This window comes from Limosilactobacillus avium (assembly GCF_947381485.1).
Taxonomy (GTDB): Bacteria; Bacillota; Bacilli; order Lactobacillales; family Lactobacillaceae; genus Limosilactobacillus; species Limosilactobacillus avium.
This window is the reverse complement of the sequence record NZ_CANCWN010000028.1, coordinates 1-23,552: the sequence shown is the minus strand read 5'-3', so window position 1 is coordinate 23,552 and position 23,552 is coordinate 1. Positions and strand designations below refer to the sequence as shown.

Here is a 23,552-nt window from a genome sequence, read left to right as displayed (position 1 = left end):
CTTATTTGCCATGGGCAAAAGTAATTCAAGAGAATTGTCACCAATAAGTAGGGCGATCGTGATCCAAGCTTGAGGATTACGACCGCCTTTTTCAATACGTGTCGTTATGGTGTGCTTACGGATAAGGAATAGTCTAGCGAATTTAAGATACACAAAAGGAGCCACACAATTACGTGTAGCTCCTTTTGTGTATCTTAACGATTCAATTGTTGTTCCTTAAACCTGGTCAAGTTAGCAGGGGTTGGATTGAGATTTGTCCAATCTGACTGGAGAAACTTGTCGTTGAGGTGGTAGTGGGGAGCGGGTTGGCGATGACTGATAAAGGCATTGCTTACCTTGTCAAACTTAACCCAGCCGGCCCAGCCAATGTGGATCGTATCTTCCATAAACGATTCCTTGCCACCGTCATGTGAAAGGTCCAAGATGTTGTTGAAACCTTGTTCATGCAGTTGGAACTTGATCTTGTCAACGGTCCGGTAGTACATCTGCATGTCCAGTCCCGTGTACTTTTCCCACTTAGCATTAACCGGTGGGATCACAAAGAGGACGTTGGTGTTCGTGTTGCGGAACTCGTTTAACACGACCTGCAGGTCACCGTACTCCGGCGACTTCGTGTAGTTCATGTGCTTTTGTGAGCCCTTGACATCCTTTAAGTGCGGCTTGATGCGCTTCGCGTAGAAACTATTCTTGACATTGAACTGGTTGTTAGTGGTGTCATGCTTACCGACCGCCACGGCTTCCTTGTAGAGAGTATTGTAGTGGTACTTCTTGGGAAGCTTTTTAATGTTCGGCAGGATGTAACGCTGGTAGTTACGGTTGAGCTGGAACTCCGAGAAGAGGGCGTCCTCATGCTTCAGCATCCCCAACCGGGTCTTGATGACCAGCCGGTCCCAACTATTAAGTGACTTGCCCATTGCAATCTTGCGAGCATCGGCCCCGACTGTCCCGTCCTTACCAATCAATGCAATCAGCCGACGCGCAGTGTAACGGTCATATGGCGAATTAGGGTTGGCCTTTTGCAGCCACGTCAAATCGGCGTATGAACCGTTGTAATACTTGAATGCCGGTGGCAGGACCCCCTGCTTGGTAAACCATTGCGGGGAGATGATGTAGACGGCTTTCTGGTCAGTCAGCTGGTTTTCCATTGAATTAATGTTGAAAAACTGGGGCAAAGATTGGGTACCACGGGAGCCAAACAGGAATGGCGTGTAATTGTGGTAGCGGGCCGCCATCACTGACGGGTGGAAGCGGTCCATCCGCCGCAGTTCACTCGACCCAAAGAACGGTACAAACTTGGTCTGCTTATCACTCAGTGCCTGTTGCTTGATCGATTGGTTTTTGAAGACAATGGGACTAAGGGAAACCGCCGCCTGCTTTTCAGTTGCGGTAGTGTGATGGTTCTTAATCGGCAGGGAAAAAAGAATGATCACGAGCACGAAGGCAAGGATAACCGGGCCAAAGATGGACCACAGTTTCCGGTGGCTATGCATTTTGAAGCTCCTTTACCCGTTGTTCGATCTTTTCAATGGTGTTCCACTGACTCCGGTCAAATTCAGAAACCGGAACTTGGACACCAAATTCGTCCTGCAGCCCTAACAGCAGACTAACCGTGGCCATGGAGTCCAGCAGGCCGCTAGTAAATAGGTCTTGACTAGCGTCACTGAAGTCCGCAGCGTCCCGACCAGTTGCATCAGCTAAAATATTAATAATTTGTTCTTGCATAATATAAATCCTCCTCAAAATACTAGTGGTTGCTAAAGAAGAAAGTGTCCAGGAAACCACTAAAGATCAAAAATGTAAACATTACAAAGTTAAAGGTAATAAAGATGGCCACACCAGTTGTGAACTTATTATGGGGTAGCTTCTTCAGGTGCTTACGCTTATAGCGGAGCCACCAGTCGTTAACCACCAGGGCAATCCCGTGAAGGAAGCCGTAGAGAATGTAGTACCAGGTAATCCCGTGCCAGAAGCCCATCAGAACCATGTTAAGCATGTAGGCGGTTGATGAAAGGGCGTTCCGGTTCTTGAACCATCGCTTCTTGGTGGCCATGAAGACAAAGCGCATGAAGATGTAGTCCCGGAACCAGAAGGACAGGCTGATGTGCCACCGGTTCCAGAATTCCTTGATGTTCTTGGACTTGAACGGTTGCTTGAAGTTCATCGGTGACTTGACACCCATAAAGTAGGAAATAGCCACCGCAAACAGGGAGTAGCCGGCGAAGTCGAAGAACAGGTAGAAACCATAGGTGTACATGACCCCCAGCATGTGCCAGCTGAAGGGGTCGTGTTCTGCCAGGGTCAATCGCTCAAAGTACGGGTAGAAGCGTTGGCCAAAGAAGTAACCAATGACGAACTTGTATAAGAAGCCGAGGAAGAGGTAAAAAATCCCCTTGCTGACTAGCTGTAAATATTCGTCCCGGCTGGGAACCTTCTGGTAATCCTTTTCAAAGCGCCGGTAACGGTCAATTGGCCCCGAAGTAATGGTCGGCATGAAGAGAATGAAGCGGATAAACTTCCATGGGGAAATTTCCTTGATCATTCCGTCCCGGGTCTCAATCACGGTTCCGACCGCCCGGAAAGTCAGGTAAGAGATTCCGAGGAAGCCGAGCAGTGAGTTATGACCTACCATTGCCGGCGAAAGCTTCACGATGACCAGTGGCAAAATGGCGAGGCCGGAAATCAAATAGAAGATTCCAGACCCATTCTGCTTTTTACGGTAGCGGGTGTAATACATCACCAGGCAGGTTTCATAAATAACGTAGACAATCAGGGAAATTCCCTGTTGCCAACTGCTCCCGTCAAACATCAGGAAAATGAAGATGAAACTAATTAAGGCCTCATACCAGCTGAACCGTTTTCCGAAGTAAAGGCCAATCCCCAATGGTAAGATGGCAAGGATTAAATAGAAAAAATACATTGGGGTGCCATAAGCACTGAAGTTAGGGAGACTAGCAATCCAGTTAATCATTATTCGTTAGCCTCTTTGATCAGTTGTTTAACTGCAATCTTGCCATTTGCAGACATTGGGAAGCTGGTGCGGTAAGTGAACTGGGTTGGCATCATGTAGGGCATAATCAGGCCCTTTAGGCTTTCCCGGATGGCGGCCGTTAATTTAGCCGGGTCGTCTGGTTGCTCCTGAGGAATTACCGCGGCAATCAAGTGGGTAACCTGACCATTTTGATTATATTTTGGCAGGGCGACCGCCTGCTTGATCAGCGGGCTCTTTTCTAGGCTGGCCCGGACCTCATCAAGCTCAATTCGGTAACCGTGGAGCTTAATTTGGAAGTCCATCCGGCCCTTGTGGTGGAGCAGACCGTCCTCGTCCAGAACCCCAGCATCACCGGTCCGGTAGGCATTTTGCCCGTTGAGCTTAAAGAATGACTTGGCAGTCTTTGTCGGGTTATTCATGTACCCTTGGGCAACGCTACTACCGGCAATGATGATTTCTCCCTGTTCGCCCGGGGTGGTCAATTGCTGGTCACCCTTCCAGATTGAAAGGGTCGTGTCCGGCTTGGCATAACCAACGGGCAGGCGGTCGCATTTGGCAACCATCTCCGGGGTGATTTCGATTCCCGAAATGGCGACCGTTGTTTCCGTCGGTCCGTACGTGTTGAAAATGTGGGCGTGTGGGAACCGTTGCTCTAAATTCTTCACGGTCTTGACCGTGAGTTCCTCCCCGCAGAACAGGAAGTACTGGAGGTCACCCATCTGCTTTTCACTAAAGGCCGGACTGAGCATCAACATGTCAGCAAATGACGGCGTCCCAACAAAGACGTTAAAGCCAAGCTTGGGTAAGGCCGTAAAGAGCTGGCCAAAGTTTTCAACCACGTTGTGGGGAATCGCCTTGATGGTGCTGCCACTCAGTAGGGCGGGGTACAGAAACATGTTTGACAGGTCAAACGAATAGGGGGGCTGGCCGAGGTAATTAGTCTTCTTTGGCAAGTTAAAATCGGGCCCCAGCATCCAATCGACGAAGGTCTTCAGGTTGTCGTGACTCACCTCAACCCCCTTTGGTGAACCGGTCGTCCCGGAAGTAAACAGGATGTAGGCAAGTTCGTCACCCTGGACAGGATCCTTAGACGTGAATGGGTGGTGCGCATTGATGGCGTCTCCAACTTGCTGCGCATCAACCACCGGTACTTTGACCGTCAGTTGGTCAGCAGGGAAGTCCTCGATTCCAATCACCAGGCTTGGCTGACCAGTATCGAGGATGGACTGGATTCGGGGTAACGCCGAATCCGATGCTACCGGAATATAGGCGTGGCCCGTTTTCAGAGCTGCCAGAAAACACGCCACCATTTCAACCTGGTGGTCCCCAAACACAAGGAGGGGACTATGCTTGGCTAGCCCTTGCTGGTCAAGCCATTCTGCCAGGCTATCGCTTGCGGCTTTTAATTCCCCATAGGTGGTAACTTTGCCCATTTCGTCGTAGGCGACCTGGTCAGGGGTAGCAGTGGCGATCTGGTCAAAGTCAGTAACAATGTTTGTATTCAATTTTCTTTCCTCCACGTTAGAATTCATTATAAATAAACGGTTCTTGTCCTGCACCGTAATATCCATACAAGTAAATTAATAGAACGATTACGGCAAAATAGAAGACCGTCTTTAAGATGAACTTTAGTGTGGGATGATTCTTAATACTTTGGATCAAGATTATGAATCACTCCTTTCGCTATCAATAGCTAATCCTACCACAAGAGTGTACTGCGCTGCGACACAATTGGGGAAGCGTCGCGGTAATTTTAACCTTTTTATAACTTATTGGGGTGGGAATGATTATAGCAACTTGGATTATATGTCAATTTACCTGGTAAGCAAAGAGGAAAATTAGTTATGTTTAGGTTAAATTTGAAATGATTTATGCGTTGGGAGGACATTTTTGCTAGAATTGTATCCGATACTGAAAAATAGGAATGAGAAGTGAACAAAAATGATTACTGGTCGGTTACGAAATACCGAATATGTTATTGACTTGCAGGCTTTACAGGACAACATTCGTGCCCAACGGACTGCATTGCCGACAGGAAGTAAAATTTTGGCAGTTGTGAAGGCCAACGCCTATGGTCACGGTCTGCTGGCGGTTTCGCAAGCAGCACTGCGGGCCGGGGCAGCGGGAATGTGCGTTGCTATTCTGGACGAGGCCTTAGAGCTCCGGGACAGTGGGGTTGAGGCAATGACCCTTGTTTTGGGAATTACCCCGGTCGAAGAGGCCAACGTGGCGGCGGAGGCGGGTGTCTCCCTCACGGTTGGTTCCGTGGACTGGCTGGAGCAGTACCACCGGCTTGCCCAACAGTTTACCTGGCAAAAGCCCCTCAAGGTCCACTTGGGCGTTGACAGCGGGATGGGGCGGATCGGTTTTACCGACCTGGATGAGTTCCACCGGGCGGTTGAGATGGTTGAGCAAAACCCGGAATTCGAATTTGAAGGGGTCTTTACCCACTTCGCAACGGCTGATAGTGCTGATGACCAGTACTTTGAAAAGCAGGTCCACCGCTGGCAAAAATTTATCGGCAGCCTTGACCAATTGCCGCCGTACGTTCACATGGCTAATTCGGCAACCGGGTTATGGCACCGGGACCAAATTACCGCTAATACCGTGCGGATGGGGATTTCAATGTATGGCTACAACCCATCGGGCCGGGAACTAAAGGCGAACTTGCCGTTAAAGCCGATTGGGACCCTGAAGACCACGATCTGCTTTGTTAAGCAGTTAAAGGCCGGTCGGTCGGTGAGCTACGGGGCCACCTACACTGCTGCTAAGGACGAGTGGCTGGCAACTTTGCCGATTGGCTATGCCGATGGCTACCCGCGGAGCTTGACCGGCTTTAAGGTGTTAATTGATGGTCATTACTGTGACATTGCCGGCCGGGTCTGCATGGACCAGATGATGGTTCGCCTGCCGAAATACTACCCGGTTGGTACACCGGTAGTACTGATGGGCCAATCTGGTGACCTGACGATTACTGCCGAAGACCTGGCCGACAAGGTCGGGACGATCAACTACGAAATCCTGACGAACATTAGTAACCGGGTCCACCGGGTTTATCATTATTGAGAGGTAAGCGATGGCAAAAGAACGGGTGCGCCGTGGGGAAATCTACTTTGCTGACCTGTCACCGGTTGTGGGTTCCGAACAGGGCGGTGTTCGCCCGGTCCTCATCTTGCAAAATGACGTGGGCAACCAACACAGCCCAACGGTGATTGTGGCGGCAATTACAACCCGGGTCCAAAAGAAACGCCTGCCAACGCACGTTTTACTGACCAAGGCGGAGACACCGCTGGCCCATAATTCGGTGATCCTTTTGGAACAGGTGCGGACAATTGATAAGCAACGCCTTCAGGACCGGATTGCTAAGATCGGCCCGCAACGGATGAAAGAGGTTGACCGGGCGCTTAAGATTAGCCTCGGCTTAATGACAATCGGCAAAAAATAAAGAGGAGCGGAAAAGTCACAACTTTTCCGCTCCTCTTTACTTTTTAGTATTGATTGTGGAGGTCCTCAATCTCAGGGACCTTGAAGCCCTTCTTTTCCAACCGTTTAACCACCTTGATCATCTTGTCGTGGTCAACATTCGCCGGCAGGGTGAAGAGGACCTGCTTCATTGCTGAATGTTCGGGGTCAAAGGAAATGACGTTTACAATCTGGCAGTAACGGGTAATTTCCTTGCTGGCGTTCATCAAAGAACCACGTTCGTCCGGAGTGGTTACGGTCAAAACGTAGCTGCCGTTGTTAACGTTCCACCCCGCAGCGAGCATCCGGAGCATGCTGTTGTGGGTGAGGATGCCATAGAACTGGTTCTCATCGTCAAGGACAGCAATGTATGGTAGGTCACGCATGGCGAAGAAGACGGAGAAAAATTCGGCCTTGATGGAGACGAACTTGGTGGCGTTCTTCAAAAGGGCGGTAACGGGGAGGGACATGTCACCGTTCCGGGACTTATGGCGGTAAAGGTGCATTTTATAAATGTTTCCCCGAAAAATGTGACCACTCTTATCGAGGACGGGCACACACCGAAAACCAGTATCCTCAAGCAACGCCAGGGCTTCACCTAAAGTGGCGGTCTCGGGCAGAGTCGTCAGGGTGTCTTTTTTCTTAATTAGTGAACTAAAAATCATTTTTAACTTCCTCGAATCCTATTTAATGCACTCCAATCATAACATATTTCGAAAACAGAATGAGAATAAAATGAGAAAAATTAGAGGGCTCCACAGGACACCAATCGTTTTAGTTTTGGGCGCTTCTACTGTATAATGATAAAGATATTATTGCTGGACGGGGTTTATTCCCGTGCGGCCTTTTTGCATTAAAAAGGGGAGAAAAATACAATGAAAATGATCGTCGGTTTAGGAAATATTGGCTCACGGTACGACGAGACGCGGCACAACACGGGCTTCATGGTTGTCGACCAGTTGGCCCTGGATTACCACCTCGGGGCCTTTACCCATTTAAAACAGGAAGCGGTGGCCGTCAGTGGGGTCATCAATGGCGAAAAGGTGATGCTGGTTAAGCCGACAACCTTCATGAATGATTCGGGCCGGGCAGTAGGGCCCCTCGTGGACTATTACAACCTCGACCTTAAGGACCTGGTGGTGGTCAACGATGACCTCGACATGCCGGTTGGCAAGGTCCGTCTTAAGACCCACGGGGCATCCGGTGGCCATAACGGATTAAAGAGTATTATCAGTGCCCTCGGTACGAAGAACTTTAACCGGGTCAAGCTGGGGATTGACCACCCCCAACACGGGACGGTTGTCAGTCATGTCCTGGGCAAGTTTACCAAGGAAGAGCGGCCTAAGTTTGACGACGCGGTTGAGCAGGCTGAACATGCGCTGGAAGACTGGATTAACGGGGAAGACTTTGCCAAATTGATGAACGATTATAACTAAGAGAGGTGCAAAAGAGGAGTGCGTCTGGGAAACTTTATTGCTAAAACAAAAGAGTTTAAAAAGATTAGTAAGGAGGCAGTGCCCGGGAAGCGCCAACTGATTACCGGCATTTCGGGTTCGGCACGGACGGCTGTGTTAGCGGAGTTGTTAAAGGACCGTCAACAGCCCCTCCTGGTGGTCACCGATAACCTGGGGCACCTGGAAGAACTAGCGGATGACTTCAGTAACCTGTTACCGGCGGACCAGGTTTTCGAATTCCCGGTCGAGGAGGTCCTGGCGGCTGAGGTGGCCACCAGTTCTCCAAACTACCGCCTTCAACGGGTCCAGGCACTGAATGCCCTCAGTAGTAACCGTCCAGTCGTCGTTGTGACCTCGGTAGCGGGGATGCGACGGAACGTCGTCAGCCCCGCCTTCTTTGCCCAGGCAACCCTCCAGCTGAAGGTGGGCGGTGAAATTGATCCCGAAAAGGCCCGTCAGCAGTTGAGCGCCATGGGTTACCAACTGCAAAAGATGGTTTTACGGCCCGGTGACTTTGCTGTCCGGGGCTCGATCATTGATATTTACGCCCTAAATACGGATAACCCGGTCCGGGTCGACCTCTTTGACACTGAGATCGACTCCCTGCGCTACTTTGACGCCAGCACCCAAAAGAGTATCGACAATGTTAAGCAGGTCGAAATCCTGCCAGCAACTGACTTGATCCTGCCACCGGCGGAGTTCCCCCGGGTAACGGCAGCAATTAAACAGGAGTATGACACCATCACGGCTGGGTTAAAAGATGGCGATGAGGACATCACTCAACAGGTTAACAACCGCTTTACACCACTGTTGACGGCTTTAAAGGATCATCAGCTACCAAGTGAACTGTTGGAATTTGGCAACCTCCTTTACCCAAGCCCACACTCTTTGATTGATTACCTCGGCGACCAGGGAATCATCTATTTGGATGATTTTGCCCGCCTGAAAGACAGTGCCAAGAAGCTGGCAGATGAGGACCAGGGCTGGTTAGAGGACAAGGTTAAGTACCACCAGCTGACGAAGGTTCCCACCGTTGGCAATGACTTTGCCCAATTGGTACAAGCAGATGGTCACGCCCAGGTCTTGGGGGCCCTGTTTAAAAAGGGGGTCGGTAACCTTGCCCTCGACCAACTAACGGAACTCACTAGCCGGCCCATGCAGCGTTTCTTTGGCCAACTGCCCCTGTTAAAGAGTGAGCTGCAGCGCTGGCGTGACCAGGGGCAGACGGTGGTCCTGATGGCGGCCAACCAGGAGCGCCGTAAGCAAATCGCCCAGACGATGCGTGACTTTGATGTTCAAGTGACCGAAACAAGCACCGCTGACTTAAGGGTCAACGTTGTCCAGCTCGTGGCGGGGAGTTTAAACAACGGCTTTGAAATGCCGGCGGCCGGCCTGGTAGTGATAACCGAGGGCGAGATGTTCAAGCAGGTCAAAAAGGGCCGCCACCGGCCCCAAAAGCTTGCCAACGCTGAACGGCTAAAGAGTTACACCGACTTGAAGCCCGGTGACTACGTTGTGCACGTCAACCACGGGATTGGGATTTTCAGTGGTATCAAGACCATGGAAGTTGATGGTGTTCACCAGGACTACATGATCATCAACTACCGAAACAACGCCCAGATCTTCGTCCCGGTTACCCAGCTTAATCTGGTTCAGAAATACGTCTCATCAGAGTCCAAACACCCCCGGATCAACCGGCTGGGTGGTAATGAATGGGCGAAGACCAAGCGACGGGTGGCCTCTAAAGTTGAGGATATCGCTGATGAGCTGGTCGACCTCTATGCCAAGCGGGAAGCGGCCAAGGGGTACGCCTTTCCCAAGGATGACTACCTGCAGAACCAGTTTGACGCTAACTTTCCGTATAACGAGACCCGCGACCAGCTGCGGAGTATTAAGGAAGTCAAGCAGGACATGGAAAAGCCCCGGCCGATGGACCGCTTGTTAGTGGGGGACGTCGGCTACGGAAAAACGGAAGTGGCAATGCGAGCAATCTTCAAGGCGGTCACGGGCGGTAAGCAGGTCGCCTTCTTGGTACCAACTACCGTTTTGGCCCAGCAGCACTTTGATACGCTGAGCAAGCGCTTTGCCGGCTTCCCGGTCAAGATTGCCCTTATGTCCCGGTTCAAGACGGGTAAGGAATTGAAGGCTGCTGATAAGGGCCTGGCCGACGGGACAATTGACATTGTCGTCGGGACCCACCGGATCCTGTCGAAGGATGTCCACTTCAAGGACCTCGGCCTGGTCATTGTTGACGAAGAGCAGCGGTTTGGCGTCAAGCATAAGGAACGACTGAAGGAACTAAAGAACAACGTCGATGTTTTGACCCTGACCGCGACCCCGATTCCCCGAACCCTGAACATGTCGATGCTTGGTGTGCGGGACCTGTCCGTCCTCGAGACCCCACCAGCGGGGCGTTTTCCCATCCAAACCTACGTGATGGAGCAAAATGCCGGGGCCATTCGCGACGGTATCCTCCGTGAAATGCAGCGAGGAGGTCAGGTCTACTACCTCCACAACCGGGTCGGCGACATCGAAGAGACGGTGATGCGCCTCCAGGAACTAGTCCCGGAGGCCAAGATTGGTTACATTCACGGCAAAATGAGTGAAAACGAGCTCGAGACGGTCCTGTACGAATTTATTCAGGGAAACTATGACGTCCTGGTTACCACCTCGATCATCGAAACCGGGGTCGATATTCCCAACGTCAACACCCTGTTCGTGGAAAATGCCGACCACCTGGGGCTTGCCCAGCTCTACCAGATCCGGGGACGGATCGGCCGGAGCAACCGGGTGGCCTATGCCTACTTCATGTACCAGCCCAATAAGGTCCTGACCGAACTCGGTGAAAAGCGCCTGGCTGCCATCCGTGACTTTACCGAACTCGGGTCCGGCTTCAAGATTGCGATGCGGGACCTGGCAATTCGTGGCGCCGGTAACATCCTGGGTAAACAGCAGCACGGCTTTATTGATTCTGTCGGTTATGACCTGTACTCGGCAATGCTGAACGAGGCGGTTGCCAAGAAGCGGGGCAAGAAGAAGACCCAGCGGACGGATGCCGAGGTCGAACTCGGGGTCGAGGCCTACCTGCCGGACAGTTACGTTAATGACCAACGGCAAAAGATCGAACTATACAAGACAATTCGCCAGGCCCAAAGCGATGAGGAACTCCTCGACATTCAGGGGGACCTGATTGACCGCTTTGGTGACTACCCGGCAGCGGTTGGTAACTTGTTGCTGATCAGTAAGATTAAGCAGCACGCCGACCTGGCAATGATTGAGCAGGTCAAGCGGCAGCGCGATAACATCTTTATTACCTTCACGAAGGTCGAGAGCCACCTGATTAAGGCGCCGACGATCATTAAATTGCTGACCAAGACCAAGTTCAAGGCCACTCTGGGGGAACAGGATGATCGTTTGACGGTTCGTCTGGTTATCCAGCCCAAGATGCCAACTGCGGATTGGTTAAACCAGCTTTCAAAGTTCATCACCGGGCTCAGCAATGAGGTCGCTGATGACGGTAAAAAGGTAAGTAGTAAGTAAATGGAGGAATAATAATGCGATTAGATAAGTTTTTAAAGGTATCCCGGATTATCAAGCGGCGGTCAGTGGCTAAGGAAATTGCTGACCAGGGACGGATCCTGGTAAATGACCTTCCAGCTAAGTCATCGACAAAGGTGAAGGTGGGCGACACTTTAACCATTAAGTTCGGCAATAAAACAGAAACGGTTAAGATTAACCGGATCGTGGAAACGACCAAGAAGAGTGAAGCTGAGGATATGTACGAGATCCTCGACGAAACCTATGCCGAGAATTTTGACTAGCTTTATAAAAAAATTGATATTTAATTAACATTGATGTGGACATTTGGTTGGTAACCTTGCTATACTTAAACTGTTATAAGTCAGTAAAGTGAGGGGAAATTATGAAAAACCGGACCGGTAACAAAGTTTCACAGCTTGATACGCCATACGTCCATAAGTTTTCAGCTGATCAGCAAAGACGGCAGTTTCATAAACGTCGCTGCCAGCGGATTATTATTGCCTTTTTGGTAATCTTCCTGGTTCTCGGGATCCAGATCGTTCGCAGTCGACGAACCCTTGCCAAGGTCAATAACAACATTGCGGCTTGTCAGACCGAGCTGAAGGACCAGCAGCAGACAAGCAGGCACCTGAAGCACCAGATTAAGCTGCTTCATGACCCTGAATACGTTCAACAGGTTTTGCGAGCGAAGTACAATTACTCAAAGAAGGGCGAAACCATCTATAATTTAAATAACTAGTTACTATTTCATAGTGGGGTATGTTATACTCATCTACAATTAATGATTAAATTAGACGACTTGAGGAGGATCCATTAGTTTCATGGCAATTGAAGTGGGAGCAAAGGTTTCCGGTAAGGTTTCCGGAATCACGAATTTTGGTGCATTTGTGGACTTAGATGATAACCAAACGGGCTTGGTACACATCAGTCAGATTTCTGATAAATATATCAAGGACGTACACGATGTGCTGTCAGTAGGGGACACAGTAACGGTTAAGGTAACCCGGATCGGTGATGACGGTAAGATTGCCTTGTCCATGAAGGACGCCGCCCCGCACGAACACCGTGAACATGGTCACTATCATGGTGATAATCACCATGGCGGCTTTCACCATGATCACCGCAATAATGACTTCCATGGTCGGCAAAATAATTACCACGGTTTCAATGGTGGGCACCACCACAATAATAGTCACCACCACGAAGACTTTAACGACATGTTGGCGGGCTATTTAAAGGAAAGTGAATCACGGCTTTCAACATTAAAGCGCCAGACAGATGGTAAGCGTGGCGGTCGTGGCGGCCGGCGGAGCTAACTTAATGATTAGCTTAGAAGAAAAATTTAAGCGGCACCTGCAAAGGCGCCGCTTTTTTAGTAAGCAGGATACGGTGATTGTGGCGGTCTCCACCGGGGTTGACTCGATGGTCCTCTTAACCCTTTTGCAGAAGTTGCCAGTCACGATGCGGCCCCAGCTGGTTGTCGCCCACGTCAACCACGAGCTGCGTGATCAGAGCGCGGTTGAAGAACAATTCATCAGGGACTATTGTGACTGTCACCACCTGGCACTGGCCGTTACCCACTGGTCGCGCAGTGCCCACCCGGCAAGCGGAGTCGAGGCGGCTGGTCGGGCCTACCGTTACCGCTTCTTTGCTAACTTAATGAAGCAAAGAAGCGCCCGGGTACTGGTGACCGCCCACCACCAAAACGACCTGGCGGAAACAATGCTAATGAAAATGATCCGGGGTGGCCAATTGGATGAACTGGTGGGAATTGCGGACCAGCGGCCCTTTGTTAGTGGTCAACTGGTCCGTCCCCTTTTGCCCTTTGCCAAGCAGGACCTGGTTGATTATGCCCGGACCCAGGGGGTTAAGTGGTTTGAGGACGTCACTAACCAGGACCTCGCCATTACCCGCAATCGTTACCGGCACGAGATCATTCCTACCCTTCAGAAGGAGAACCCGCGCCTGCTGGACCACCTGACTAGCTACCATGAACAGTTGCAGCAACTTTTGGACTGGCGGGACCGTTGGCTGATTAAGCAGTTGAAAGTTGTCAGTGCGGGGGATGAATTGGACCTGGTGGCCCTTCACCGCTACGACCAGGCTGATCAGCGAGCCCTCCTTTTGGAATGGTTAAAGCAACGGGGCGTTTTGAACGTTAAGCGGGCCCTTTTGACCGCAATTGAGAAGTTACTGGCGGATCAGGCGGCGCCCCAGGGACAGCTGACCTTACCAGGAGTGGAGATTTTGCAGCGCCGGTATGATGAGTGCTTCCTGGTTTCCCGGAAGAAAATCACGGCCCAGCGGCAAAATACACCGGCGTCTGTGGTAAAATTGGGCCAACGATATTTTATCAATGCTAAGCAATATTTGATGGTGAATGCGGGCCCTAAAAAAGGGGCCGGGCAGGTAATGTGGCTTGCCCCTGACCAGTTCCCACTAACGTTGCGGCACTGGCAAGCAGATGATTTCATCATTTTGAAAAACGGTGGTCACCAGAAGGTCCGCCGGGTGCTGATTGACCAGAAGGTTCCCCAACAGGTGCGGGACCGGCAGTTGGTCCTGGTCGATGCATTAGGCCAGGTGGTCTGGGTCGTCGGTCGGAAGTGGAGTTGGTTTACCCGGCCGGTAGACTACCGGCAGAAGTGGCAGCAGGTTGTGGTTAGCATTGAGGATAAATAAGGAGAAGGATTATGAACAACGATATTGAAAAGGTGCTTTACAGTGCGGATGACATTCAAGCGGCAATCGACCGGTTGGCCAAGCAGTTGACGGTTGAGTACCGGGATAAGAAGCCTTTGATTGTCTCGGTCCTGTCCGGGGCGGTCCTCTTTACGGTCGACCTAATTAAGAAGATGGACATCATGGCCCAGATTGACTTCATTGATGTGTCAACTTACTTTGGGGGAACGGCAACCACCGGCCAATTGAAGCTCATCCACGACATGACAGCCGACGTCAAAGGGCGCAACGTCCTGATTACTGAAGACATTGTTGATAGTGGACGGACCCTGGATTACCTGGTAAAGCTGTTGAAGAAGCGGGGGGCCAAGAGCGTTAAGACGGTTTCCCTCCTCAACAAGCCGGAGGGCCGGGAGTTTGACGTTAATGTTGAATATTACGGGTTCAAGGTCCCGAACGAATTCCTCGTTGGCTACGGTTTGGATTACAAGGGATACTACCGGAACCTGCCGTACGTCGGCGTTTTGAAGCCGTCCGTTTATAGCGAAGACTAATAGTAGCTATTTAATGGTCAAAGATTGTCAAGTATGCTATTATAGTTTGTACAATTAATTGTTGCTGGTAGATAGGAGGTTGTTATGAACAACAATCGGCGTAATAATAATTTTACTCATAACGTTCTCTTCTACGCAGTGATGTTCTTGTGTATCATGGGAATTGCCTACTTCTTCTTCGGTGGTAACCAATCCACTGGCCAAAGCAAGACAGTCACCCAAAGCGAGTTTATCTCTGAACTGAAGAGCAATAAGGTTAAGAGTGTCCAGCTACAACCGAATGGTGGAGTTTACAAGGTTACCGGGACTTACCGCAAGCCCCAATCTAATAATAGTAATGACTCCAATAACGTTTTTGCTTTAACCACGCAACGCAACAATAAGGTAAGTCAGTTCCAGAGTTCTGTCCTGGAAAGCGACGTTACGGTTAGTCAACTACAGAATTATGCCAACAAGCACAATGTTAAGCTGAGTACCCGGGCGGAGGAATCCAACAGCGTCTGGATGAACTTACTTTTAACCGTCCTCCCGCTGGTCATCATGATTTTCTTCTTCTACATGATGATGGGCCAAGCAGGCCAAGGTGGCGGCGGTCGTGGAGTAATGAGCTTTGGTAAGACAAAAGCTAAACCAGCAGATGCCAAAAAGAACAAGGTTCGTTTCTCTGATGTTGCCGGTGAGGAAGAAGAAAAGCAAGAGCTGGTCGAAGTTGTTGAATTCCTGAAGAATCCAAAGAAATTCACCCGGCTGGGCGCCAAGATTCCATCTGGGGTCTTGCTTGAGGGTCCCCCGGGTACCGGTAAGACCTTGCTTGCCAAGGCGGTTGCCGGTGAATCAGGAGTCCCATTCTTCTCCATTTCTGGTTCTGACTTCGTTGAAATGTTCGTCGGGGTTGGTGCCAGCCGTGTCCGGGACCTCTTTGACCAAGCTAAAAAGGCTGCCCCAGCGATCATCTTCATTGATGAAATTGATGCCGTTGGTCGCCGGCGTGGTAATGGTATGGGCGGTGGCCACGATGAACGTGAGCAGACGCTTAACCAATTGCTGGTTGAAATGGACGGGTTCCAAGGTGACGAAGGGGTCATTGTGATGGCCGCCACTAACCGGTCCGATGTTCTGGATCCTGCCTTGCTGCGTCCTGGTCGTTTCGACCGGAAGATCCTGGTCGGCCGTCCGGACGTTAAGGGCCGTGAAGCAATTCTGCGGGTTCACGCGAAGAACAAGCCATTGGCACCTGACGTTGACCTTAAGGAAATTGCCAAGCAAACCCCTGGCTTTGTTGGGGCCGACCTGGCCAACCTGTTGAACGAGGCGGCCTTACTGGCAGCCCGGCGAAACAAGACCCAGATTGACGCGGACGACTTGGATGAAGCTGAAGACCGGGTAATTGCCGGTCCAGCCAAGCACGACCGGGTTCAATCACCACAAGAGCGGAAGACCGTTGCCTACCACGAAGCCGGTCACACGATTGTTGGTCTGGTCTTAAACGACGCCCGGGTTGTCCACAAAGTCACGATTGTACCGCGTGGGCGAGCCGGTGGTTACGCAATTATGCTGCCACGGGAAGACCAAATGCTGATGTCCAAGAAGAACGCCGAAGAGCAGATTGCCGGTTTAATGGGTGGTCGTGCGGCCGAAGAGCTGATCTTCAAGTCCCAGTCTTCGGGTGCTTCTAACGACTTTGAACAGGCAACCCAAATTGCCCGGGCAATGGTTACCCAGTACGGGATGAGCGACAAGATTGGCCCTGTTGAACTGCAGAGCTCCGGTCAGGTATTTACTGGCCAGGGTTATGACCAATCAACTTACTCCGAGAAGACGGCGGCCTTGATTGATGAGGAAGTTCGCCGGATCCTTAATGAGGGTCACGAACGGGCCCTTCACATTCTGGAGACCCACCGCGAGCAGCACAAGGTAATTGCTGAGGCCCTGCTTAAGTATGAGACCCTTGATGAAAAGGAAATCCTGAGCTTGTACAAGACCGGGAAGATTCCAGAAAAGGCCCATGCTGAAGCAAATGAAGAGGCCCATGCCCAAACTTTTGAAGAATCAAAGCGGGCACTGGAACGGCTCGAAGATGAAAAGCGGGAAAACAAGGCTAACAATAATGAGTTACCAAGTGACGAAAACGCCGATCAATCTGATAAGCCAGATACTCACGAGGGCCCATCTAATGATGAGGACCATTCGGATGATCATTCTGACCATCAAGAATAATAAAATGATAAAATGGGAGTGACTGAGCCGCAGGGCTGGTTCTCCCATTTTTTATTGCGAGGAGGAATTAATAATGAAATCAACGGATTATTTAGTAAAGAGTATGAGTAAGGATGGCAAGTTCCGGGCATACGCCGTCAACGCTACCCAGTTAGTGGAAAAGGCCCACGAAATTCATGACACCTGGAGCGCTTCATCAGCAGCTCTGGGCCGGACCTTAGTTGGGACCCTCCTGTTGGCTACTGCCGGTCTGGAAGGTGAGGCCGGAATGACGGTCAAGATCCAAGGAAACGGCCCGGTTGGCTACATTGTTGCCGACGGGACGGCCAAGGGAACAGTAAAGGGCTACATGGGCAACCCCCACGTAAACCTGCCGGCTAATGCTAAGGGTAAGATTGATGTAGCGGGCGCGGTTGGTAAGAAGGGAACCCTCTCCGTTACCAAGATGGCTCCTGGCGACAAGACACCTTACACCGGGGAAGTCAACCTGGTCTCGGGTGAGCTAGGTGATGACTTTACCTACTACCTCGCCCAGTCAGAACAAATTCCGTCGGCGGTGGGCCTGTCTGTTTTTGTTAACCCGGACGACAGTATCGAAGTTGCCGGTGGTTTCATGATTCAGGTCCTTCCTGGTGCCAGTGACGAGGAAATCACGAAGTTGGAAAAGACACTTAAGGGGCTGCCACTCGTTTCGGAAATGCTTCGTGACGGGGATACACCCGAAGACATTCTCAAAAAGATCTTTGGCGACCAACTGAAGATCCTGGATACCATGCCTGTCCGCTACGAGTGTGACTGCTCTAAGCAGCGCTTTGCCCGGGCCCTGGAGAGTATTAGCACGGCTGACCTGAAGAAGTTAATTGATGAGGACCACCACGCGGAGACGGTTTGCCAGTTCTGTGGTAAGAAGTACGAATTCAGTGAGGAAGAACTGCAGTTAATTTACGACAAGAAGGTTGCCGATGCCGAGGCCGATAAGGAAATTGCGGAAAAGGAAAAGAAAAATAAGAATCAGAAAAAGTAGTTACTTGGTTAGCAACCGGTGGATGTGCTATGATGGTTGAGTTATCGAACTATATCTAAGTGCAATTGGAAGCCAGCTCTGTTGCACGTGAGCAATGAGGTGAATTTATGAAGTGGAAAATTGGCAACGTTGAGATTCCCAATCAGGTTGTCGTGGCACCGATGGCGGGGGTAACCAACTCGGCCTTCCGGGTCATCTGTAAGAAGTTTGGTGCTGGTTACGTGGTTTGCGAAATGATTTCGGACCGGGGAATCATGTACCACAACAAGAAGACCTTGAATATGATGAATGTTGACCCGAGCGAACACCCGATGGGAATTCAAATCTTCGGGGGAACAAAGGAAACGCTAGTTGAAGCTGCCAAGTACGTTGACCAACACACGGCGGCGGACGTGATCGACATTAACATGGGCTGCCCGGTAAACAAGGTGGTTAAGACCGATGCGGGGGCCCGCTGGTTACTTGACCCGGATAAGGTCTACGAGATGGTCTCCTACGTTACTGACGCCGTCAAGAAGCCGGTAACGGTGAAGATGCGGACCGGCTGGGATGATAAGCACATTTATGCCGTCCAAAATGCCCTGGCCGCAGAGAAAGCCGGGGCGGCAGCGATTGCAATGCACGGTCGGACCCGAAAACAGATGTATACGGGACACGCAGATTGGAATATACTAAAAGAGGTTGCTGATCAACTGACGATCCCGTTCATGGCTAACGGTGATATTCGGACACCGGAGGACGCCAAGAAGGTCCTTGATATGACCGGTGCAACGGCTGCAATGATTGGCCGAGCTGCGATGGGGAACCCATGGATGCTGACCCGGACCGAACACTACTTGGAGACCGGTGAATTGTTACCGGAAGCGACTGCCGAGGAGAAGATTAAGATGGCTAAGGACCACCTTAACCGCTTGATTGACCTCAAGGGTGAATACATCGGTGTGCGTGAGTTCCGAGGCCTTTCAACTTACTATTTGAAGGGAATTCCGCGCTCAGCACGGGCCAAGGCGGCCTTAGTAGAAGCCGAAACGCGGCAGGAAATGAACGATATCTTTGACCGCTTTGCTGAACAGACAGCAGAACGGGAGAGCAGAAGATCAACTAAAGAAGCTCAATAAGAGGAGGAGAATTCTGTGTCACAAGAACTAGATCAGATGCGTGTTCGTCGTGAAAAGATGGAAGAATTAAAAGAGGCGGGGATTGAACCCTTTGGCCGGCGCTTTAAGCGTGATCACCTGGCCCAAGATCTGCACGACAAATATGACAAGTATGACAAAGAAGAATTAAATGAAATGGGCGAGATGGTTACCATTGCTGGGCGGATGACCCGGAAGCGGAGTAGTGGTAAGGCTGGTTTCGCTGATTTTGTTGACCGGACGGGTAAGATTCAGGTCTATGCACGTAAGGACATGGTGGGGGACGAACCTTACCATATTTTCAAGCGGGCTGATATTGGTGACTTCCTGGGGATTTACGGGGATGTCATTAAGACCAACACTGGCGAATTGACTGTGCGGGCCCACAAGATTACCTTCTTGTCCAAGGCCCTGCGCCCACTCCCGAACAAGTGGGAAGGGGTTACGGATCCCGAGACGATTTATCGTCAGCGTTACCTTGACCTGATTTCTAACCCTGAGAGCTTTAAACGTTTCCACCAACGGACAGCAATTATCAAGGCTGTGCGGAAGTACATGGATGACCATGGCTTTACTGAAGTGGAAACCCCAATCTTGAACACCCAGGCTGGTGGTGCTAATGCCCGGCCGTTTATTACCCACCACAATGCCCTAGACATTGACATGTACCTACGGATTGCAACCGAATTGTACCTGAAGCGGTTGATTGTCGGGGGCTTTGAACGGGTTTACGAATTAGGCCGGATTTTCCGGAATGAGGGGATGGACCCGCACCACAACCCTGAATTTACGACAATGGAAACCTATGCCGCATACTTTGACTTCCATGATGTAATGGACGAAACGGAAGGAATCGTCAAGGCAGCTGCCAAGGTTGTATCCGACGATGGGAAGATCACTTACCAGGGACACGATATTGACCTGGGTGGCGACTTCAAGCGGATCACAATGGTTGATGCCGTTAAGGAAAAGACGGGGATTGACTTCAGTGACAAGTCCATGACGGACGAAGATGCTAAGAAGCTGGCAGAAGAACACAAGATTGAATATAAGCCATACTGGACTAAGGGACATATCCTGAACGCCTTCTTTGAAGAATATGTGGAGGATACCCTTATTCAACCAACCTTTGTTTATGAATACCCAGTTGAAGTTTCACCACTGGCTAAGCGGAACAAGGATAATCCAGAAATGACTGACCGCTTTGAACTGTACGTTGATGGGAGCGAACTGGGGAATGCCTTCAGTGAATTGAACGACCCAATCGACCAGAAGAAGCGGTTTGAAATGCAAGCGAAGGAAAAGGCTAACGGTAACGATGAAGCTGAACCAGTCGACTTAGACTACGTTCAGGCGTTGGAATACGGGATGCCGCCAACGGGTGGACTCGGTATCGGGATTGACCGGCTGGTAATGCTGCTGACTGATGCTAAGTCGATTCGTGATGTCATTCTCTTCCCAACAATGCGTCCCGAAAAGGAAGCTAAGAACGATTCCAAGAAAAAAAAGAATAACAAGAAGTAAGCTAGATGGTTGATATAAAGGCGTTTAGACGTCTTTAGTACAACAGCCTACTTTAGACTTAATTCTTGGAAAAGTCGGTAATTATGGTGTGTGTACACCAGAAATACACCAAATTTAATAAAAAAGATTAGGTGAAAAAGCTAGCATAAAAAATGAAGGCTTCGTTTCTCAGTTAGAGAGATGAAGCCTTTTTTATGAAATGAATGAAAAGTATAGCAAGGTGAAGAACCTAGAATTTATAAGCTACCATATAACACTTAGTATAGCGTTGTGTGGCGTTTTATCTTATGATTTGAATAACTTTATCGAATAAGCCTTTATAGCGTTCTGAGGGGCTTATATTGCAAATTAAAGCAATAGAGAATAACGTGCAAAAAATAATATAATCATCTTTGATGACTTTATATATTATTTTGGCTTGGTAATGAGATGAAGTAATGTTTCTTATTAAGGCTTTAGTCAGATAAAGATTGCATTGTTGAAAAAATAACTCTCGACTTTTTTAATCAAGCTATTTGATCCTAGCTTTAGAAATTACTCCTTCGACTATTGAGTAATGTCATGGGGAAATATGAAGAGAAAAGCCTAAGATAATGGCATTTGTAGAGGCTTAAATTTGGTAGGAAAGGCAGTTATAAGCCAGAAATTAAAATAATTGATGTAAAAATACATTAAAAAATAATTCTTATAGATTGTAGTTGAAGTATTTAGAGAATTTACGCTAGACTTACATAAAGAGGTTTCCTTTTTGATTTATTTAAATTATATTGTAAAGCAATCATAATGTATTATTTAAACAGTAAGCTAGAATGAAAGAAAGTCGGAATTTTTATGAAAAGCTATAAAATATTGTACCAAGAAGATCAGCATAAAAATTTCAGCGACTATTTTAAAAAAGAGAATATTGACTATATTGAAGGAAAAATTAATGGATCATTTGCAATTCAGTATAATCCACAGAAACTAAATAGCCTTTTAAATGAAAAAGAATTTTTTGCTAAATGGATTGAGTATGGTATTAAACAGGCAATAATGACCGATCAAAAATTTGCTTTTTTGATTTTGAATTTAGAAAGAATAGGAATATCATTTTTAGATTGTGAAACAAATGATGGTGATAATAGAGAGATAATTTGCGATGAAGACGATAGAGTTTCAAGAGAGCTTCTACTTGACTTAGTGAGTGACGAATATAAATATATATTAAGTGCAACTTTTTTCTCGAAAACACATAGAAATAAAATAAAATTGACTCAGAAAGGCATTCTACATTTTGAAAAAAATGGCGAAGAAATTAAGACGCTTATAGATATAGTGAATGTAGGAAATGAGGCTTTAAATAATGAAAAGTGTATTTGAAGCCTTAGCTAAGTTCTTAGTTGGTTTTTTAACGGCTATTATTGTTAGCAATAAGGCTAATATATTATTGAAATTATTAATTAATATGGGAATTCATAATAGGTCACTTCAAAATACGATAGTAAGTTTATTAGTAACATTTTTTGTAACCTGTATAGTTGCCATTTTAAATCATGTATATACAAATATTCTTTTTCCAATGAAAATAAACATCACAAGTGAGCAGAATGAGGTTAAATTTAAGCCAAATAATAATAATATATATGAGCCACAAAGGCTTAATATGCATTATGAAATAACTCCAGGCGGAAGTCTGACAATGTGGATGCTGAAAAGATTAAATGTTGATTTGCTAGTCTTTTTTAATCCAAACTATATTGATATAGCTCTTGAAGAAGATAAAAAGTGGGATTTTTCAGGAAAAGAACAAGAAGGATTAGGCTTTACAGAGAAAATGAATCAACTGCATTTTTTAGTATTGAACAGTTATTTTTCCGAAGGAAAGGCTAATAAGAAATATACAGTCTCAGTTGGAATGGAAATTTGTCCAAAAAGAATTCAAAATCAAGAGATCTCGTTAGATTACGCTATGAAAAGTAAGAAAAAAATGATTAGTACATTATTATGTAAAGTACATATATGTGATTTTAGGTGTAAGGGTGTAACGGATGAATAGTCGTATATATACTTCAATCTTTAAGCTAAAGAATATAACAGCACTAGAAGACATTGAACAATGGAGATCAGAACATTGTGACGATCCAGTAAGGCATAGTAAACGTCATCAAGAAGAATTTAAACGGCTTCCAGATGGGGAAAGAAATTATAGATATTCTTGGAATAACATAGGTGAGGTAGAGAGTTTACCATTTTCATATGGCGGAAAAGAGATTAACTTTGTCGAAGCATCTGCTCGTATAGAGTATGCTAAAAGAAAAATATTTGACTCCGATCAGCATTATTTACCTAAAAAAGAGAGAACTAATTTAGAAAATATAGATATTATTTTCTTTGAAATGAATCAAAAATTCTTTATCTTAATTGAAGAATCAAGGGAAAAACAAATTGATCGAGTACTGAGATTAATAGGTAAGGCAAATTATGAAGAAGTAGAAAATCTAAGTAGCGACTTTTTTAATTGGTTAGTCTATCTTTATTCCGAAAATGAAGGAAAATTAAATAGCAAAATTGGTATAACTTCTATCTCTGGTTTCTTGGGAAATGTATTTGATGATGAAAATGTTGTTTCCAGTAAGTCTGAAGAAACAATAAAACTAATTGCAACGAGGGCCTTCATTAGTACGGGTGGAATCCTACGTGAAGTAAAATTGAATGTAGACGATAGTAATAATTATAATATTTGTTTCAAAATGGATGATCGGTGTAGAACGGTTATATCTGTAAATGAATCTGTTCCGTATATGACCCCTAATGCCTTAGAAAAGGGTGAAAGGCTAGTCTTATATATGTATACGTCTCTATTACCATGCTTGCAAAAAATGTTTCAAGCGAAGAAGGCTGGATTTAAAAATAAGGCAGATTGCAATAAATAACTTGAACAAATTCAGTGACGTAGATTAAGCAAGAAGATCTCAATTGGTGATCGCCAGT

The 23,552-nt window shown here is 48.0% G+C and carries 22 protein-coding genes; 16 read left to right on the top strand and 6 right to left on the bottom strand.

Annotated elements, in window-relative coordinates:
• Window positions 1-194: 194 nt before the first annotated feature.
• The 5 genes from dltD to QOS01_RS08420 are packed head-to-tail and all read right to left on the bottom strand — an operon-like array spanning window position 195 to window position 4,648.
• Window positions 195-1,490, bottom strand: coding sequence for a D-alanyl-lipoteichoic acid biosynthesis protein DltD (gene dltD, locus QOS01_RS08440; protein WP_283621960.1), 1,296 nt, complete (start codon window positions 1,488-1,490; stop codon window positions 195-197).
• On the bottom strand, window positions 1,483-1,722 hold the full coding sequence (gene dltC / locus QOS01_RS08435) for a D-alanine--poly(phosphoribitol) ligase subunit DltC (protein ID WP_283621959.1): 240 nt from the start codon (window positions 1,720-1,722) through the stop codon (window positions 1,483-1,485). The genes dltD and dltC overlap by 8 nt, the downstream gene beginning before the upstream one ends.
• Window positions 1,723-1,744: 22 nt before the next feature.
• Window positions 1,745-2,968, bottom strand: a complete 1,224-nt coding sequence (dltB, locus tag QOS01_RS08430) for a D-alanyl-lipoteichoic acid biosynthesis protein DltB (RefSeq protein ID WP_283621958.1) — start codon at window positions 2,966-2,968, stop codon at window positions 1,745-1,747.
• A complete protein-coding gene (gene dltA / locus QOS01_RS08425) occupies window positions 2,968-4,494 on the bottom strand; it encodes a D-alanine--poly(phosphoribitol) ligase subunit DltA (protein WP_283621957.1) in 1,527 nt (508 codons plus the stop codon). The genes dltB and dltA overlap by 1 nt, the downstream gene beginning before the upstream one ends.
• A 16-nt stretch (window positions 4,495-4,510) precedes the next feature.
• Window positions 4,511-4,648: a teichoic acid D-Ala incorporation-associated protein DltX gene (locus QOS01_RS08420; RefSeq protein WP_082126064.1), complete on the bottom strand. Its 138-nt coding sequence runs from the start codon at window positions 4,646-4,648 to the stop codon at window positions 4,511-4,513.
• A 282-nt stretch (window positions 4,649-4,930) separates the two neighbouring features.
• Between QOS01_RS08420 and alr the strand changes: the two genes are divergently transcribed.
• Window positions 4,931-6,055, top strand: coding sequence for an alanine racemase (alr, locus tag QOS01_RS08415; protein WP_283621955.1), 1,125 nt, complete (start codon window positions 4,931-4,933; stop codon window positions 6,053-6,055).
• Window positions 6,056-6,065: 10 nt separating this feature from the next.
• Window positions 6,066-6,434, top strand: coding sequence for a type II toxin-antitoxin system PemK/MazF family toxin (locus QOS01_RS08410; RefSeq protein ID WP_283621954.1), 369 nt, complete (start codon window positions 6,066-6,068; stop codon window positions 6,432-6,434).
• Window positions 6,435-6,477: 43 nt separating this feature from the next.
• On the opposite strand, the gene cbpA is transcribed toward QOS01_RS08410, so the two are convergent.
• Window positions 6,478-7,116, bottom strand: a complete 639-nt coding sequence (gene cbpA / locus QOS01_RS08405) for a cyclic di-AMP binding protein CbpA (protein WP_047770394.1) — start codon at window positions 7,114-7,116, stop codon at window positions 6,478-6,480.
• A gap of 210 nt (window positions 7,117-7,326) precedes the next feature.
• Between cbpA and pth the strand changes: the two genes are divergently transcribed.
• From pth to QOS01_RS08335, 14 genes are all read left to right on the top strand, one after another.
• Window positions 7,327-7,887: an aminoacyl-tRNA hydrolase gene (gene pth / locus QOS01_RS08400; RefSeq protein ID WP_047770396.1), complete on the top strand. Its 561-nt coding sequence runs from the start codon at window positions 7,327-7,329 to the stop codon at window positions 7,885-7,887.
• An 18-nt stretch (window positions 7,888-7,905) separates the two neighbouring features.
• Window positions 7,906-11,445 (top strand): transcription-repair coupling factor, encoded by a 3,540-nt coding sequence (mfd, locus tag QOS01_RS08395; protein WP_283621953.1) that lies wholly within the window; start codon window positions 7,906-7,908, stop codon window positions 11,443-11,445.
• A 14-nt stretch (window positions 11,446-11,459) separates the two neighbouring features.
• Complete coding sequence (locus tag QOS01_RS08390) at window positions 11,460-11,726, top strand: RNA-binding S4 domain-containing protein (protein ID WP_283621952.1); 267 nt, start codon at window positions 11,460-11,462, stop codon at window positions 11,724-11,726.
• A gap of 101 nt (window positions 11,727-11,827) precedes the next feature.
• Window positions 11,828-12,184, top strand: a complete 357-nt coding sequence (locus QOS01_RS08385) for an FtsB family cell division protein (protein ID WP_222258891.1) — start codon at window positions 11,828-11,830, stop codon at window positions 12,182-12,184.
• A gap of 82 nt (window positions 12,185-12,266) precedes the next feature.
• Complete coding sequence (locus QOS01_RS08380; RefSeq protein ID WP_283621951.1) at window positions 12,267-12,761, top strand: S1 domain-containing RNA-binding protein; 495 nt, start codon at window positions 12,267-12,269, stop codon at window positions 12,759-12,761.
• A gap of 4 nt (window positions 12,762-12,765) precedes the next feature.
• Window positions 12,766-14,127 carry a tRNA lysidine(34) synthetase TilS gene (tilS, locus tag QOS01_RS08375; RefSeq protein ID WP_283621950.1) on the top strand — a complete coding sequence of 454 codons (1,362 nt, stop codon included), beginning with the start codon at window positions 12,766-12,768 and terminating at the stop codon, window positions 14,125-14,127.
• 11 nt (window positions 14,128-14,138) lie between these two features.
• A complete protein-coding gene (gene hpt, locus QOS01_RS08370) occupies window positions 14,139-14,681 on the top strand; it encodes a hypoxanthine phosphoribosyltransferase (protein ID WP_283621949.1) in 543 nt (180 codons plus the stop codon).
• Window positions 14,682-14,765: 84 nt separating this feature from the next.
• Window positions 14,766-16,898, top strand: a complete 2,133-nt coding sequence (gene ftsH, locus QOS01_RS08365; RefSeq protein ID WP_283621948.1) for an ATP-dependent zinc metalloprotease FtsH — start codon at window positions 14,766-14,768, stop codon at window positions 16,896-16,898.
• 73 nt (window positions 16,899-16,971) lie between these two features.
• Entirely contained in the window at window positions 16,972-17,922 is a 951-nt protein-coding gene (hslO, locus tag QOS01_RS08360; RefSeq protein ID WP_283621947.1) for an Hsp33 family molecular chaperone HslO, read from the top strand.
• A gap of 107 nt (window positions 17,923-18,029) precedes the next feature.
• A complete protein-coding gene (gene dusB, locus QOS01_RS08355; RefSeq protein ID WP_047770415.1) occupies window positions 18,030-19,040 on the top strand; it encodes a tRNA dihydrouridine synthase DusB in 1,011 nt (336 codons plus the stop codon).
• Between the two features lie 15 nt (window positions 19,041-19,055).
• A complete protein-coding gene (gene lysS, locus QOS01_RS08350) occupies window positions 19,056-20,582 on the top strand; it encodes a lysine--tRNA ligase (RefSeq protein ID WP_283621946.1) in 1,527 nt (508 codons plus the stop codon).
• Between the two features lie 831 nt (window positions 20,583-21,413).
• Complete coding sequence (locus QOS01_RS08345; RefSeq protein WP_204759011.1) at window positions 21,414-21,941, top strand: hypothetical protein; 528 nt, start codon at window positions 21,414-21,416, stop codon at window positions 21,939-21,941.
• Window positions 21,925-22,617, top strand: coding sequence for a hypothetical protein (locus tag QOS01_RS08340; RefSeq protein ID WP_204759012.1), 693 nt, complete (start codon window positions 21,925-21,927; stop codon window positions 22,615-22,617). Before QOS01_RS08345 ends, QOS01_RS08340 begins: the two co-directional genes overlap by 17 nt.
• The gene (locus QOS01_RS08335; protein WP_283621945.1) at window positions 22,610-23,494 is read left to right on the top strand and encodes a hypothetical protein; all 885 of its coding nucleotides are present in this window, start codon (window positions 22,610-22,612) and stop codon (window positions 23,492-23,494) included. The genes QOS01_RS08340 and QOS01_RS08335 overlap by 8 nt, the downstream gene beginning before the upstream one ends.
• Window positions 23,495-23,552: the final 58 nt, after the last annotated feature.